Source organism: Desulfotalea psychrophila LSv54, assembly GCF_000025945.1.
Taxonomy (GTDB): Bacteria; Desulfobacterota; Desulfobulbia; order Desulfobulbales; family Desulfocapsaceae; genus Desulfotalea; species Desulfotalea psychrophila.
In genome coordinates, this window is the sequence record NC_006138.1 from 1,046,099 (window position 1) to 1,060,316 (window position 14,218).

Annotated in this window: 15 protein-coding genes, 1 tRNA gene and 2 pseudogenes; 12 read left to right on the plus strand and 6 right to left on the minus strand. The window is 45.4% G+C overall.

What is annotated here, in order from left to right; genetic code table 11:
* Positions 1-85: 85 nt before the first annotated feature.
* The 3 genes from DP_RS04690 (at position 86) to DP_RS04705 (ending at position 1,353) form a co-directional block, all read left to right on the plus strand.
* On the plus strand, positions 86-550 hold the full coding sequence (locus tag DP_RS04690) for a DUF721 domain-containing protein (RefSeq protein WP_011188175.1): 465 nt from the start codon (positions 86-88) through the stop codon (positions 548-550).
* A gap of 172 nt (positions 551-722) precedes the next feature.
* Positions 723-799 (plus strand) — tRNA-Arg (locus DP_RS04695).
* Positions 800-1,152: 353 nt separating this feature from the next.
* Positions 1,153-1,353 (plus strand): cold-shock protein, encoded by a 201-nt coding sequence (locus tag DP_RS04705; RefSeq protein WP_011188176.1) that lies wholly within the window; start codon positions 1,153-1,155, stop codon positions 1,351-1,353.
* Between the two features lie 133 nt (positions 1,354-1,486).
* Here the strand turns inward: DP_RS04705 and DP_RS04710 are convergent, their stop codons facing one another.
* Complete coding sequence (locus tag DP_RS04710; protein ID WP_041278360.1) at positions 1,487-1,684, minus strand: YwbE family protein; 198 nt, start codon at positions 1,682-1,684, stop codon at positions 1,487-1,489.
* Between the two features lie 689 nt (positions 1,685-2,373).
* Between DP_RS04710 and DP_RS04715 the strand changes: the two genes are divergently transcribed.
* Positions 2,374-2,574, plus strand: coding sequence for a cold-shock protein (locus DP_RS04715; RefSeq protein WP_011188178.1), 201 nt, complete (start codon positions 2,374-2,376; stop codon positions 2,572-2,574).
* A gap of 123 nt (positions 2,575-2,697) precedes the next feature.
* On the opposite strand, the gene DP_RS04720 is transcribed toward DP_RS04715, so the two are convergent.
* Both DP_RS04720 and can read right to left on the minus strand, forming a co-directional pair.
* Positions 2,698-3,969, minus strand: coding sequence for a DEAD/DEAH box helicase (locus tag DP_RS04720; protein ID WP_011188179.1), 1,272 nt, complete (start codon positions 3,967-3,969; stop codon positions 2,698-2,700).
* A 246-nt stretch (positions 3,970-4,215) separates the two neighbouring features.
* A complete protein-coding gene (gene can / locus DP_RS04725; protein WP_041277626.1) occupies positions 4,216-4,842 on the minus strand; it encodes a carbonate dehydratase in 627 nt (208 codons plus the stop codon).
* Between the two features lie 368 nt (positions 4,843-5,210).
* Here can and DP_RS04730 point away from each other — a divergent pair, with 368 nt between their 5' ends.
* Positions 5,211-5,420 (plus strand): hypothetical protein, encoded by a 210-nt coding sequence (locus DP_RS04730; protein ID WP_041277627.1) that lies wholly within the window; start codon positions 5,211-5,213, stop codon positions 5,418-5,420.
* A gap of 388 nt (positions 5,421-5,808) precedes the next feature.
* Here DP_RS04730 and DP_RS18330 read toward each other — a convergent pair.
* Positions 5,809-6,851: pseudogene (locus tag DP_RS18330) on the minus strand (iron-containing alcohol dehydrogenase).
* A gap of 541 nt (positions 6,852-7,392) precedes the next feature.
* On the opposite strand from DP_RS18330, the pseudogene DP_RS04740 reads away from it, so the two are divergent.
* The 7 genes and pseudogenes from DP_RS04740 to DP_RS04770 all read left to right on the plus strand — a co-directional run bounded on the left by DP_RS04740 (position 7,393) and on the right by DP_RS04770 (position 11,304).
* Positions 7,393-7,758 (plus strand): annotated as a pseudogene (locus DP_RS04740) (winged helix-turn-helix transcriptional regulator).
* Positions 7,759-7,875: 117 nt separating this feature from the next.
* A complete protein-coding gene (locus tag DP_RS04745) occupies positions 7,876-8,193 on the plus strand; it encodes an ArsR/SmtB family transcription factor (protein ID WP_041277628.1) in 318 nt (105 codons plus the stop codon).
* Positions 8,194-8,251: 58 nt separating this feature from the next.
* Entirely contained in the window at positions 8,252-9,550 is a 1,299-nt protein-coding gene (locus DP_RS04750; protein ID WP_011188188.1) for a permease, read from the plus strand.
* Between the two features lie 21 nt (positions 9,551-9,571).
* Complete coding sequence (locus DP_RS04755; RefSeq protein WP_011188189.1) at positions 9,572-9,802, plus strand: thioredoxin family protein; 231 nt, start codon at positions 9,572-9,574, stop codon at positions 9,800-9,802.
* Positions 9,803-9,822: 20 nt separating this feature from the next.
* Positions 9,823-10,206, plus strand: a complete 384-nt coding sequence (locus tag DP_RS04760; RefSeq protein WP_011188190.1) for a putative zinc-binding protein — start codon at positions 9,823-9,825, stop codon at positions 10,204-10,206.
* 51 nt (positions 10,207-10,257) lie between these two features.
* Positions 10,258-10,602 (plus strand): thioredoxin family protein, encoded by a 345-nt coding sequence (locus tag DP_RS04765; protein ID WP_011188191.1) that lies wholly within the window; start codon positions 10,258-10,260, stop codon positions 10,600-10,602.
* Between the two features lie 3 nt (positions 10,603-10,605).
* Complete coding sequence (locus DP_RS04770) at positions 10,606-11,304, plus strand: cytochrome c biogenesis CcdA family protein (RefSeq protein ID WP_011188192.1); 699 nt, start codon at positions 10,606-10,608, stop codon at positions 11,302-11,304.
* Between the two features lie 85 nt (positions 11,305-11,389).
* On the opposite strand, the gene DP_RS04775 is transcribed toward DP_RS04770, so the two are convergent.
* Positions 11,390-12,571: an iron-containing alcohol dehydrogenase gene (locus tag DP_RS04775; RefSeq protein WP_011188193.1), complete on the minus strand. Its 1,182-nt coding sequence runs from the start codon at positions 12,569-12,571 to the stop codon at positions 11,390-11,392.
* Between the two features lie 437 nt (positions 12,572-13,008).
* Positions 13,009-14,190 carry an iron-containing alcohol dehydrogenase gene (locus DP_RS04780; RefSeq protein ID WP_011188194.1) on the minus strand — a complete coding sequence of 394 codons (1,182 nt, stop codon included), beginning with the start codon at positions 14,188-14,190 and terminating at the stop codon, positions 13,009-13,011.
* Positions 14,191-14,218 lie beyond the last annotated feature (28 nt).

Sequence of the window (14,218 nt, forward strand, 5' to 3'; positions counted from 1 at the left end):
CTTCTGTTTGTTTTAGCGGATTTTTTAAAGTTGGCCAGGTCTCTCTTTTTGTTGACAGGGTTGGCGTTTTGAGGAGAGATGGATAATGAGGAAAAAATCATCTACAAAAGATGTTACATCCCTACTTCCGGGTCTTGTTCGTGCTAAGGGATGGGAGGTAGAGCTAGAACGTTACGATGTCTTTCGTAATTGGGAAAAGCTACTTGGTGAAGAGGTGGCAGGCTGTTCTGCTCCCCTTAAGGTAGAGCGAAATATACTTTGGGTGGAGGTAGAAAACTCTGTGTGGCTGCAACAGCTTCAATATCAGAAGGCGTGGATGCTTGATGAAATAAACGCCTTTTTGAAGCTCTCTAGTCTTGCTGACATAAAGTTATTAATCAAGAGTGGACGTCCTAAGGAAGAGAAAGAAGAAACTCGGATTGATTACAAGCCGCCAGCGGCCGCGGAGTTTGAAAAGTTTAAAGAAAAAACAGCCTGGATAGAGGATGAGGCCAGTCGTGAGGCCCTGCAAAATTTTTGGTATCTTTTTCATGCATGTAAGCGTAAATAAAAAAGTTGAGTTCACCTAGAGGCTATCTCCTTGGCAAAAGGGTTTTTTTTGCCTTGTTGTGAGGGAGCTTTCTTGTGATTTGACCTCTCTTGGTGGTAGAGAGGTCAAAAAAAATGTTGCTTTTTTAAAAACAACTATTAGTATGTCACACGTCTTGAAGATGAGACCTTATGCGCCCGTAGCTCAGCTGGATAGAGCAACGGACTTCTAATCCGTAGGCCGCTGGTTCGAATCCAGCCGGGCGCACCAATAAATATAAGGACGTGCAGTTTTTTGTTTGCAGGTACCTTTTTATTTTTCTGATCTTCTTCAGCGCTTATAGATCTTTCTTGTTCCTTTGGGACTGGAGTTTGAAATGAGTTGTTGGGTTGGTTGGGAGCATCGTTGGGGAAAAAGTTTTTTCGACGATTATAAAAGATCCTATTGGGATGCAAGCATCTTTATAGGACACATTAAAATAGTGGCAAGCATTTTATTTAGCTTGCCCTGTTTCAGCACTTTAGGTAAAGAAAAATTGTCGGATTTTATATATGTTGGACGCTTTCAGCATGGCAAGTACTACCTCTTGTTTGGAACATTAAACTTTATTTAGGAGATTTGTCATGGCTGAAGGAATTGTAAAATGGTTTAACGATGCGAAAGGTTTTGGTTTTATCGAGCAAGAAGGTGGAGATGACCTTTTCGTACACCACACCAGCATCAACGCTTCCGGTTTCAAAACCCTCGAAGAAGGTGCTCGCGTATCTTTTGATATCGAGGAAGGTCAAAAAGGACCTGCAGCTGCGAACGTTACCGCACTGTAATTCTTTTCGATATAGCTTGAGTAAGTCTCTCTGAGATTTATTTAGCTTCTGCATTGTAAAAGCCCCTTAGGATTTATCCTAAGGGGCTTTTTCTGTTTTAGCGACCATGAAGCGGTTGTGGTTATATAGACGCCTACTGCCTTGTTCCAGCCTTCACTCTGCCCACCAGACCGCTTTCTAGACGTACCTTGATTCCATGGGGATGGGTGGCAGACTTTGTTAAAATATCTTTCACCGTACCCTCGGTGAGTTTTCCGGATCGTTGATCTTCTTTGAGTACGATGGATACCTTGAGGCCCATTTGGATATCGGCTCTTTTTGTTCCATTAATCATTTTGAAATACCTTTTTTAAGATTTGTTGAAATTCTTCGTAATGGGGTAGCATTTTTACCAGCCATTGTAATTGGTTTTGCTTGAGGCTGCCGGTTCATGCTAAAGATAGTAAGTGATAATATCTAAAGCAAGCTTTGACCGCTAACCTCTTTTTGCAGATCCGCAGGTTTTAATGTGAGAGGTTTTGTGCGTCTTTTTTTTAGATAACATATCCATAGACTTATTCTTTCTGGTGATTATTTGGTAAACTACGGGATATCGGACCTATAATTCTGTTACTGTTTTTAGCCTTGGGCGGAGGTGGCGAGTCTTGGAAATGATCAAAGTGAGAGGTAGGCAAAAATTCTCTTTACATTTTAAAAATTAGACAGTACCTTTGTTCTTAATGGCTGGTGAGCAGGATAAACATTGAGCAATTTGCCGTTCATTAACAACACAAAAGGTAATGCTGTTGCCTGGTGGGATGTTGTTTAGAAGGCCCCTTATGGGGAATAATTGAGATATAGGTTGGGGAAAAGTGTTTTCCTCTGCTGCTTTTTATAAAATAGTGGTAAGCACTAACTGCTTGCCCAGTTTCACCACTTTAGGTAAAGAAAAAATTGTCAAATGCTATATTTGTTGAATGTATTCAGCGTGACAACTACTACCTTGGTTTGGAACATTAAACTTCATTTAGGAGATCTGTCATGGCTGAAGGAATTGTAAAATGGTTTAACGATGCGAAAGGTTTTGGTTTTATCGACCAAGAAGGTGGAGATGACCTTTTCGTACACCACACCAGCATCAACGCTTCTGGTTTCAAAACTCTCGAAGAAGGTGCTCGCGTATCTTTTGATATCGAGGAAGGTCAAAAAGGACCTGCAGCTGCGAACGTTACCGCACTGTAATTCTTTTCGATTGAGTTAGAGTCAGGTCTCTCTGAGACTCATTCAGCTTCTGCATTGTAAAAGCCCCTTGAAATTAATTTTTCAAGGGGCTTTTTTTATGTTCTTGCTACTGTGTCGCACATTCTATTTGTCGCCACTTGGCTTCTTGGGTCCACGTGAATTAGGTCTGGAACCTTGTCGGCGCGTCCGTCCCTCGGTGTTCTTTTTGGGACTTTTAGCCCGAAATGGACGTGTATTCAGACAAGATTCAGGCAGGGGATGAACCGGCTCAAAACCCTCCACGGACTTGCGTGGAAGTATTTTTTTGATCAGTCTTTCAATATCGGCAAGTAGTGCAAACTCATCGGCGCAGACCAAAGAGATTGCCTCCCCTGAGGCACCTGCTCGGCCTGTACGTCCAATTCGGTGTATATAATCTTCCTGTACATGGGGAAGGTCAAAATTGACCACATGGGGGAGCAGGTCAATGTCCAGACCCCTGGCCGCAATATCCGTCGCCACTAAAATTTGCACAGTACCGTTTTTAAATTCGGCCAGGGCCTTGGTGCGTGCGCTTTGGCTTTTGTTGCCATGAATTGCCGCCGCATTGATGCCCTTTTTCTGTAACTGACCTACCAGGCGGTTTGCTCCATGTTTTGTCTTGCTGAAGACCAGAGTCTGGCCCCATTTATTGTCGCGGATGAGTTGGATGAGCAGGGCTGGTTTCTGTTTCTTGTCCACCGGGTAGATGCACTGATCAATTATTTCTACGGTGCTATTGGGTGGCGTTACTGAAATCTCGACGGGATTGTTAAACATTCCCCGAGCGAGGTTATTGATGCTAGAGGAAAAGGTCGCAGAAAACATCAGGTTCTGACGTTCCTTGGGTAAGAAGGCTAAAACTTTTCTAATATCGTTGATAAAGCCCATATCTAACATTCGATCGGCCTCATCTAAGACTAATATTTCCAACCTGTTAAACTTTATCGCATTTTGGCGATGGAGATCGAGTAGACGACCGGGTGTTGCCACCAGAATATCAACTCCCCCGCGCAACCTCTTCATCTGGGGATTTATATTCACCCCACCAAAGATTACGGCGGAGGTCAGGGATAGACCCTTGCCGTAGGTGGTGACGCTCTCACCAATCTGGGCTGCCAGTTCACGGGTGGGCGTTAAGATGAGTACTCTTGCCTGATTTGCCTGGACTCGGCGCTTACTTTGGGAGAGTAGTTCCAGGATGGGCAGGGTGAATGCAGCCGTCTTGCCGGTACCAGTTTGGGCCGCAGCCATGACGTCTTTGCCTTCCATTATCACGGGGATCGCCTTGGCTTGAATGGGCGATGGTGTGTCGTAGCCCTTTTCGGCTACGGCCTTAAGAAGCGGGGCGGAGAGGCCCAGGGTGTTAAAACTCATAGTATTTTCTCTTGTTAATACGTAATATTTTATAAACCATCCACCAGTTCTTATTTGCTCGTGGACGGGTATATGACCATTCTTCTAATCAAACTGGATCAAGGGTCAATGTGGATGCCAGGTAAGAGTTGCTTCATGTTTTGCGCCTGCCAGTATACACTATGCCTCTTCCATTTTAGCTATATTAATTTAAAGCAAAGATGGGGGAGCTTGAACGGCTAATGAACCTGTGCTCTCTAGCATTTGTTACATTTTTTTCTTTCTGCGATCAAACTCCTCTCTTGAGTCAATGCAGGTAGTTAAATCTTTTAAAATGCCATTTCTCAGGCTGTAAATCCAACCGTGAATGGAAAGTTCAGCACCTTTTTTCCAGGCATTTTGAACGATGGTGGTATTGCAGACATTGGTTACCTGTTCAATGACATTGAGCTCACAGAGCAGGTTGAATTTTTTGTCGGGTTCAAGATCCTTAAGCTTGTCGGCATTGAGACGAATAACATCTTTAACATGACGAAGCCAGTTATCGATTAAGCCATGCTCAGCATCTTCCATGGAGGCCTTGATACCACCGCAACCATAATGGCCACAGACAATAATGTGTTTCACCTTTAAAACGTCAACTGCATACTGTAGTACCGAAAGGCAGTTGAGATCTGTATGGACGACAACGTTTGCAATATTGCGATGAACAAAGACATCGCCTGGTGGTAAATTTGTTATCTGGTTTGCAGGTACTCTGCTATCTGAGCAACCAATCCACAGGTAGTCAGGAGAGTGCTCTTTTGACAGCTGGGGGAAAAAATCAGGATCCCTCTCTTTGATCTTGTTGGCCCATTCCAGATTTCTCTCAAAGAGATGCTTTAATGTCTTCAAAACTTTATATTCTCCTCTCTCAATGCCAGTAAGGTTCAATTCATCGTTGAGAATTATCCGTTGTTGGTATTCGCGACTCTATATACTCAGTTAGGCTTGATTCTGCTTGATATTTTAATGAGGTAACAGCTTATATCTCTTCTCTAACGAATCAAAATATTACCGCATTTTTTGGCAATATTTGTAATGTGGTGGAATACGATCAGGTAGGTCTTCTTGTTTTTTCACCACTCTTTTTGTTAAATAAGGTATTTCTGATATAGGATAGTGCAAGGGGAGGTCTTTTTTTAGCTGTGCTCTTCTCTTTTCGGGGCTAACCAGTATTGCTCATGTTCTGATAATTCCCAGGCAAAGTAGGTAAAATCTATATGGGTGCTGTTGGCGAGCTGGTCATGATTATAGAGTTTGATGATGAGTTCTCGAATAATGAAGATTATTGCTGGGGCAGTCATATTGTGCAGTCGGATGCGCTCTGCCTTGAACTAGTCGATAAAACTACGGAAGAGTTCGAGTATAAGCCAAAAAACTCGGATCCGTCACTGGATGGGAGAGAATCAGATCAATTTGATCCCGACTGAGGAGCATCTTTGTGCTGACTGAGTCATATGTGGGGGTAGTATTTAATTTGTATTAAGGTTGGATTGGTTTTTGCTATAGGTGCTGATTGCCAATTATCGAGGGGCGCGGAGATACATGAGACGGATGTTTCTCAGTTGATATGTATCTACTGGTATGCAGGAGATCGTAGAAGAAATTGGCCTGAGGAGTACCTTGCCAAATAGTTTGTTGGCTTCTTGAGGAGTTTTCTTTTTTAAAGAGGCTGTTGTTGTATGTGCTTGTAAATCTTGTCTCCACCCGGACACAAGGCCTTACAGTTAGAACATCGTAAAAGGAGAGGAGTTATAACTTATCCCCTCCTTTTTTAATTACCTATTGGCTTGAAATTATGAGAAGGCAGTTTCGCCCTTAGAAGTTAATAGCTGTTCCGTCGTGACAGGCCTGGAAGTTGGCCTTGATCTCTGCAAATTCCGGTTTTCTTGGGTTGAAAAGGGTACAGGGATCTTTCATTGCATTTTCAGTCAGCGTATCCAATTTTTCTTCCCACTCTTTTTCATCAATGCCATACTCTTTCAGTGAACCTGCAACGCCTGTTGATGCACGCAGATCAGATACTTCCTGGGCAAAATCTTCAGCAGATGATTTACCGAATAAGGCTGCCAGGGCCTCATATTTGTCAGTTGCCTTGGAGTTGAAGCGAATGACGTTAGGCATCAGGATGGCGTTGCCGCAACCGTGTGCTACTCCGAAGGTACCCCCATCTGATGGGACATGGCGTGAACAATTCCCAACCATACGTTGGTAAATGCCATACCTGCCATACAGGAGGCATCGTGCATTGCCTGGCGAGCGTCTAGATTATTTGGCTCTTCAACTGCAGTGGCAAGATTTTTGAAGACCAACTCAATAGAACCCTTGGCCAAAGAGTCGTTATAACGGTCTGCAATATTAGATGCATAGGCTTCTACTCCATGACTCAGGGCATCAAGTCCGGTATTGGCAGTAACATGTTTAGGCATGCTGGCACAAAGCTCACCGTCAATAATAGCTACATCAGGGGTTAATTTGTGAGAGACGATAGGGTATTTTGTCCCTTTTGCTCTATCTGTAATCACGGCAAGACCTGTGACTTCGGTGCCGGTGCCACTCGTTGAGGGAATTGCAACGAAGATAGCCTTGTTGCGCATGGGCTTGACGGCGAACGGAGCAGCCAGTTCTTCAAGCTTTGAATCTGGATACTCATAAAAAATCCACATTGCCTTGGCCGCATCAATTGCTGAACATCCACCTAAGCCGATGATAATATCAGGCTGTTCCTGGGTGAAGAAATCAGCACCTAGCAAAACCGTTTCAATGGATGGATCTGCCTCTACACCGGAAAAAACAGCAGATGCAATATTTGCTTCAGATAAGAAATTCTGAGCTTTTGTCAAAACCCCGTTGTTCTTCACTGAGTTGCCACCGATAACAATAACTGCTTTGCTACCCTTTAACCCTTTAACCCTTTAACCCTTTGAGATTCTCAAGAGTTCCTAGACCGTGAAAGATTTCTTTTGGGACGATAAACTTTGCCATGATTTTCCTACCTCTTTTGTGTTAGTAGGTGCTGCTGTAAGAACAAAACCGGAATTGCTCCGATGATTCTTTGTTAAGCGATCTGTTCAGGATTAACGCGCTCAATCACTACTGCTTTTTTTTTCTCAGCCGATCATCGAATCAGGGTGCCTGGAGGCGTTAGCTTGCTTGAGAGGGGTATTAACATCTTTGGAAAGGGCCTGTAAAGTAGGCACCTTTTGGTGAGGCAGTATGGTTTTGGTTTTATAGTATGCAAAAGGTAACCGCCTTCTGTGTTGGATAAAATTGATCTAAAATTAGATAGTTGCTCGTCGGTGTCGAGGCTAGGAAAAAGCATGATTTTTTTCAAATTGTATGATATCTCCCTCGGTGGAGAGATAAAGAAATATTGTTCAAAAAATGGTCTGGAAAAATTTTATGCCTGAGGATAGGACACATAAGGTCAGCTGTAGTAGCTATGTATATGAGGTGGAGGTCGCCTTTGAGATGTTATCAGGAAAGTGGATACCGCTTATCGTCTGGACACTTTTAACAGAGGGGACGAAGAGATTTGGCGAACTAAGAAAGAAGATGCCGGCTGTAACTCAGAAGATGCTCACCCAGCAACTCCGGACGCTTGAGAGGCATGGCATTGTCAGTTGAAAAGTTTACCCTGAGGTCCCACCCGTTGTTGAATACTCTTTGACAGAAATCGGTCAAAAATTATTGCCTATATTAAAAGACCTTAACGGTTGGGCCGTAGAGTATTTATCAATTCGAAATGATAATGAGCTGAACGATTAGTTAGCCGCTCCATGCCCATGGGACGTGGTGAAAAATTATTTGAGCTGTGTGGTTAGAGAAAAAAAGCTTGACGATAACGTGTGGTTATTTTACCATATGATCAAACAAAGGAGTAATATGACAGAAAAACAAAAGGCATTAATAGAGGCAAAGGCAAATGTACTCAAGGCCCTGGGCCATCCCACCAGATTGTGGATGTCAGAGCAACTGGCCGATGGAGAAAAATGCGTCTGTGAGCTTGCCGCGTCAATAGATGCAGATTTTTCCACGGTCTCCAAACACCTTTTGGTGTTGAAGCAGGCTGGCGTTGTGGCAGATGAAAAACGGGGCAAACAGGTCTATTATAGCCTCAGGGTTCCCTGTATCCTGAATTTCATGCCCTGTGTTGAGGCTGTGATAAAGGCAAAGGCAGAAGAGCATTTAAACTTACTGTAGTATTTTTTTTCTTAAACATTTGGTTAAAAGGCCAAGTGACAAAATGTGGTGATAGGATATGAACTGGAAAACCGAATGGAAGAGCCTTGGTTGGATTGTGGCGGTGTTTATTGCATGCTTTTATCTGCCAGTGGGTAACCCACGATTTGACAATGCCATGCTGGAGGCCTTTCATCTGGTTAAGTGGTACGCCCAGGAACATGTTCTGCTCTGTCTTGTCCCGGCATTTTTTATCGCAGGGGCAATTGGTGTTTTTGTCAGTCAGGCGTCGGTTATGAAATACCTTGGCGCTGGAGCAAATAAGTTTCTTGCCTACGGTGTTGCCTCTGTTTCCGGTACAATTCTGGCAGTATGTTCCTGTACCATCCTTCCTCTCTTTGCCGGTATTTATCGTATGGGTGCTGGACTTGGGCCGGCCACCGCATTTCTCTATTCAGGTCCTGCCATTAATGTCCTGGCCATAGTCTTGACGGCAAATGTTCTCGGCCCTGAATTGGGCATTGCCCGTGGCATTGGTGCAATTTTCTTTAGTGTAATCATTGGCCTGTCAATGGCCTTTATTTTCAGAAAAGAGGAAAACAAGAAAATTGCCCTGCAGATGGCCATGCCGGTAGAAGAGGCAAGCCGGCCGCTCTGGAAGAACGGATTATACTTTTTTTCCATGGTGGCCATTCTTGTCTTTGTGAACTGGGGAAAGCCACAGGAAACGGAGGGGCTCTGGGCCGCAATTTACTCGGCAAAGTGGCTGGTCACCTCGGGTTTTGCCATAATGTTTGGCCTGATTTTAGTTCGCTGGTTCAAGATCGCCGCCTGGAAGGTGCTTGCTGTGGCGGCACTTGTGACAGCCGCAGCACTGGTTCTCCCGGCTCATCCAACCTTTGCCTTCACCATAGGCTTTATTGGCCTTTCAGTTATTACCAGTTGTGAAAGTGGTGAGGCAGGTGAGTGGTTTACCTCATCCTGGGGGTTTGCCAAGCAGATTTTACCGCTTCTCCTCATTGGTGTCCTCATTGCGGGAGCACTCTTGGGCAGAGTTGGTAACGAGGGTTTGATTCCCTCTGAGTGGGTGGCAAGAGCCGTTGGCGGAAACTCTCTTCGGGCAAACTTCTTTGCCTCTTTCGCTGGAGCATTTATGTACTTTGCCACCCTTACCGAGGTGCCGATCTTGCAGGGACTGATCGGTAACGGTATGGGAAAAGGTCCGGCACTTGCCCTCTTGTTGGCGGGACCTGCCCTGAGTCTGCCCAATATGTTGGTGATACGAAGTGTCATAGGCACCAAGAAGACAGCTGTCTTTGTTGCTCTGGTAGTTGTTATGGCAACGATAAGCGGTATGATTTTTGGTACATATTATTAATTCATTACATAGGAATAGAAAATGAAAATTCAAATACTTGGACCTGGTTGTCCAAAATGTAAACAACTTGAAGAGGCGGCCGAGGTAGCGGCTCAGGAATTTGGTGCAGACTATCAGATTGAAAAAGTTTCAGATATAAATGAGATCATGAGCTTTGGGGTCATGATGACACCTGCAATTGCCGTTGATGGAGAGGTGAAGAGTGTGGGCAAGGTGCTGTCAAAGGATGAAATCATAGCCTTTTTAAAATAAACGAAAGATTGGGGTAAACAATGCTTCAGACAATACCAACCTGTGGGTGTAGCTGTAATAGTAGTGCTTCCAGATTAATATTTTCATGTTCCGGTTGTCATGATGTGGGGGACTTATCGGATCGTGTTGCCCGTAAGATGGAAAAAGATGGTTTGGGTAAAATGGCATGTCTGGCCGGAATTGGTGGTCGGGTCAGTGGCCTTATGATGTCTGCCGAGGCCGCATCAGCAATAGTGGCAATCGATGGTTGTGCCCTTAACTGTGCTCAAAAAACCTTGTCACAGGCTGGCTTTGACCGGGTGACTCATCTCTGCCTTGCCGATTTGGCCTTCAAAATTGGTGGTACTGAGGTGACCGATGAGGCCATTGCCAGGGTTGTTCAACATGTAAATGATATCTCATAGGAGGCGGATATTCTAATTAAGAAGGCATATTTAGTCCTGCTCACCCTTTTTATGCTCTGCTTATCTGTGCCCTCTCTCTCCTTCGCCGAAGGCATGGACAGTAAACAGATACCGGTGCCGGGCATGGTAACCATGGTGGATATAGGTGCCAAAAAATGTATCCCATGCAAGATGATGGCACCCATCATTGAGGAGTTGCAGGTAGAGTATAAGGATCGGGTAGCTGTGATTTTTATTGATGTTTGGCAAAATCCTGAAAAGGGCAGAAGATTTGCCATAAACACTATCCCGACTCAAATATTTTACGATGATAAGGGCAAGGAGGTGCGGCGGCACGTCGGTTTTTTGGATAAAAAATCCATAGTGGCCATCTATGATGAGCTTGGGGTTAAGTAGTTCATGGATCAAATTTTTTTAACAATCAATAGCTGGATGAGCCAAGGCCTCTTACTGGGGGCACTTGGTTGTTTTTTATGGGGAATGGTGAGTGTGCTTTTCAGTCCCTGTCACTTAGCATCAATTCCATTAATTATCAGCTATGTTGCAGGAGAAAAGAGGGTAATAGCGGGTCGCCTGGCGACAATTTATGCCATTGTCTTTACCATCGGCCTCTTTATCACCATTGCGGTAATTGGAGTCATATGCTCATTGCTCGGCAGGATGTTGGGTGACGTCGGCCCTTATATGAATCTTGTGGTGGGGGCGATACTTCTCTGGGTCTCTCTGGATTTCTTAGGCATTGCGAAATGCTCGATTTCTGGTGGCTTGATGGCAAAGATGCAGGTTAGGGGGGTGCCAGGGGCATTTATCCTTGGTCTCTCCTACGGCATTCTCTCGGGCTCATGTACCTTTGGCTTTATTGCCCCTATACTTGCCATCATTACTGTGCAGGAACAGTTTGTTACCGGAGTGGTATTTATCATACTCTTTGGTCTTGGCCACTGTATGCCCATTGCTCTGGCGGGAAGTTCAGCTGCGCTGATAAAGAGCTGCCTCGCCAATAGTGTCTGGCAGAGGGGCAGTGTCATTTTTAGAAGGCTTGCCGGCCTCTGTATTGGTGGATTGGCTGTTTATTTCATAGGCGGCCCATGGCTTTAATGGGGTAAGTGTGGGCCCTCTGCGATGAGTCAGGGGGGAGAGGATTGGCCCCCCCTCCCCTGCGCCAAGATGGACCTATTCCCTGCTAGAGAGCGGCCCTGTAAATTTCTTTTACGTCGCTGTCTCTGAGACAGCGTGGATTGGTCAGGCCACAGATATCTTTCTGGGCATTTACCGTCATGATATCGATGTCTTTTTCCTCAACATCTTTACCATAACGTCTGCCCAGCTCAACAAGCCCTGCTGGTATGCCAACATCCTGAGAGAGCTGTTCTATGGACTCAATGGCAAGTTCTGCCGCATCACGCTGAGAGAGTCCTTTGATATCTTCGCCCAGCAGTTCTGCAATTTTTGCATAACGCGCGACCTTGGCAATCAGGTTAAAGCGACTTACATGGGGGAGGAGGATGGCGTTACATTCACCATGGGGTAGATCGTAGAAACCGCCAAGCTGATGGGCCATGGCGTGTACGTGGCCAAGGCTTGCATTGTTGAAGGCCATGCCGCCAAGGTATTGGGCGTAGCACATACCCTCCCGCGCATTGATGTCGCTGCCATTGGCGACGGCTGGGCGGAGGTGTTGAGAAATGAGTTGGATAGATTTCTCTGCAGCGGAGTCGGTCAGTGGGGTTGCCGCAGTTGATACATAGGCTTCAACTGAGTGAGTAAGGGCATCCATGCCGGTGGCTGCGGTAAGTGCTGGTGGCATTCCCATCATCAGCATTGGATCATCAAGGGCGATACCCGGGGTTACTCGCCAATCGGCGATGGCCATCTTTACCCTACGGCGGGTATCGGTGATAACAGCAAATCTAGTCATCTCAGATGCTGTGCCTGCCGTGGTGTTTACGGCAATATAGGGTGGCATTGGCTTGGTGGCTTTATCCACTCCCTCATAATCATTAATTCTACCGCCGTTGGCAACAACAAGGCCAATTCCCTTACCACAATCGTGGGATGAACCACCCCCAAGGGTGATAAGACTATCACAACCATTTCTCTTGTATACATCTATGCCTTCATGGACATTAATGTCTGTTGGATTGGGAACAGTCTTATCATATATCGCATATTCCATTCCTGCTCCGTCACAGAGATCAGTGATCTGTTTGGTGATGCCAGCGCCTGTGATGCCCTTATCGGTGACGATGAGGGGCTTTCTGCCACCAAGTGACTGTATGCGTGCAGGGATTTCCCGGGCAGCACCAATGCCGATAAGAGTCACACTTGGAATGAAAAAACCGTATACTTGCTCTTGAATAGCCATGATAGTCCTCGCTTATGTGGTTTAGTTGCACAGCATGTGTCGATCCATATCTTTGTTATAGCAAGTGCTGTGCCAGAATGTTTTTTGCTATTATTACATAAGCTTGGGATGGTTTGCCGCTTTGTACGAGGGACAATTTTTCCTGCACCTCTGTTTCATGGGAGTGAGGAGGGGAGTGGAAGGAGGGTTTTTGTAAGTTAATATTACGTTAATACAGCTGGTTAGCTGGCCGTGGGGCAGAATGGCCCATAGAAGAATTAAAATGGGGCATTATGTCTCCCCTATTTCGTTAGGATAGCCGTTTGTAGCCCTGTGAGGTTTTGTCCCGGGGGAGCAGTCGCTTGGCCTATGGCAATAAAAAAAGGCCAGATCACTAGGTGATCTGGCCTTTCTGGGGAGGATTACTCCTCTGGCAAACTCTGAGATGGATCGTGCCCCTAGAGAGCAGCTTTATATATATTTTTTACATCGATATCTCTAAGGATACGTGGATTGGTAAGGCCACAGGCATCTTTTTGGGCATTAGCTGTCATGGTGTCGATGTCTTCTGCTTCTACATCTTTGCCATAACGTCTGCCTAGCTCTTTAAGGCCAGATGGAATACCAACATCTTTAGAAAGTTGCTCTATGGATTGAATGGCAAGCTCTGCCGCATCACGTTCTGAAAGTCCAGCGACATCTTCACCCAGTAATTCTGCAATTTTTGCATAACGTCCAACCTTGGCAATAAGGTTAAAGCGACTCACATGGGGAAGGAGGATGGCATTACACTCGCCATGGGGCAGGTCGTAGAAACCGCCAAGCTGATGAGCCATAGCATGAACGTGACCAAGACTTGCATTGTTGAATGCCATGCCGCCAAGGTACTGGGCGTAGCACATGCCCTCTCGTGCATCAATGTCACTGCCATTAGCAACGGCAGGACGAAGATGTTGGGAGATGAGTTGAATAGATTTTTCTGCAGCAGAGTCGGTAAGTGGGGTAGCTGCAGTAGAAACATAGGCTTCAATTGAGTGAGTGAGTGCGTCCATACCAGTGGCTGCGGTAAGTGCAGGTGGCATTCCCATCATTAACATTGGATCATCGAGGGCGATACCTGGAGTTACTCGCCAATCAACGATGGCCATTTTTACCTTACGGCTGGTATCGGTGATGATACAGAAACGAGTCATCTCAGAGGCTGTACCTGCTGTGGTGTTTACTGCAATATAAGGAGGCATTGCCTGGGTAGACTGATCTACTCCTTCGTAATCATGAATGGTGCCACCGTTGGCAATAACAAGGCCAATGCCTTTGCCGCAATCGTGGGATGAACCACCGCCAAGGGTGATAAGACTATCACACTCACCATCTTTATATGCCTGTTCACCTTCAGCAACATTGAGATCGGTTGGATTGGGGATAGTCTTGTCATATATTACGTATGTCATTCCTGCCGCATCACAGAGATCGGTGATCTGCTTGGTGATTCCAGCGCCAGTAATTCCTTTATCAGTAACAATGAGAGGCTTTTTTCCACCAAGTGACTGGAGGCGTGCAGGGATTTCTTTAGCAGCGCCAATACCGATAAGAGTTACGCTTGGGATAAAAAAACCGTTTACTTGTTCACGAATAGCCATGATTTCTCCTCACTTGTCTGGTTTGTAT

What these genes read in the sequence shown, in the direction of transcription:
- DP_RS04730 (WP_041277627.1), top strand. Translation starts at nt 5,211, where the DNA reads ATGGGTGCTGTTGGCGAGCTGGTCATGATTATAGAGTTTGATGATGAG.
- DP_RS04750 (WP_011188188.1), top strand. Translation starts at nt 8,252, where the DNA reads ATGAACTGGAAAACCGAATGGAAGAGCCTTGGTTGGATTGTGGCGGTG.
- DP_RS04755 (WP_011188189.1), top strand. Translation starts at nt 9,572, where the DNA reads ATGAAAATTCAAATACTTGGACCTGGTTGTCCAAAATGTAAACAACTT.
- DP_RS04765 (WP_011188191.1), top strand. Translation starts at nt 10,258, where the DNA reads ATGCTCTGCTTATCTGTGCCCTCTCTCTCCTTCGCCGAAGGCATGGAC.
- DP_RS04775 (WP_011188193.1), bottom strand. Translation starts at nt 12,571, where the DNA reads ATGGCTATTCAAGAGCAAGTATACGGTTTTTTCATTCCAAGTGTGACT.
- DP_RS04745 (WP_041277628.1), top strand. Translation starts at nt 7,876, where the DNA reads ATGACAGAAAAACAAAAGGCATTAATAGAGGCAAAGGCAAATGTACTC.
- DP_RS04720 (WP_011188179.1), bottom strand. Translation starts at nt 3,969, where the DNA reads ATGAGTTTTAACACCCTGGGCCTCTCCGCCCCGCTTCTTAAGGCCGTA.
- DP_RS04780 (WP_011188194.1), bottom strand. Translation starts at nt 14,190, where the DNA reads ATGGCTATTCGTGAACAAGTAAACGGTTTTTTTATCCCAAGCGTAACT.
- DP_RS04760 (WP_011188190.1), top strand. Translation starts at nt 9,823, where the DNA reads ATGCTTCAGACAATACCAACCTGTGGGTGTAGCTGTAATAGTAGTGCT.
- DP_RS04715 (WP_011188178.1), top strand. Translation starts at nt 2,374, where the DNA reads ATGGCTGAAGGAATTGTAAAATGGTTTAACGATGCGAAAGGTTTTGGT.
- DP_RS04770 (WP_011188192.1), top strand. Translation starts at nt 10,606, where the DNA reads ATGGATCAAATTTTTTTAACAATCAATAGCTGGATGAGCCAAGGCCTC.
- DP_RS04690 (WP_011188175.1), top strand. Translation starts at nt 86, where the DNA reads ATGAGGAAAAAATCATCTACAAAAGATGTTACATCCCTACTTCCGGGT.
- DP_RS04705 (WP_011188176.1), top strand. Translation starts at nt 1,153, where the DNA reads ATGGCTGAAGGAATTGTAAAATGGTTTAACGATGCGAAAGGTTTTGGT.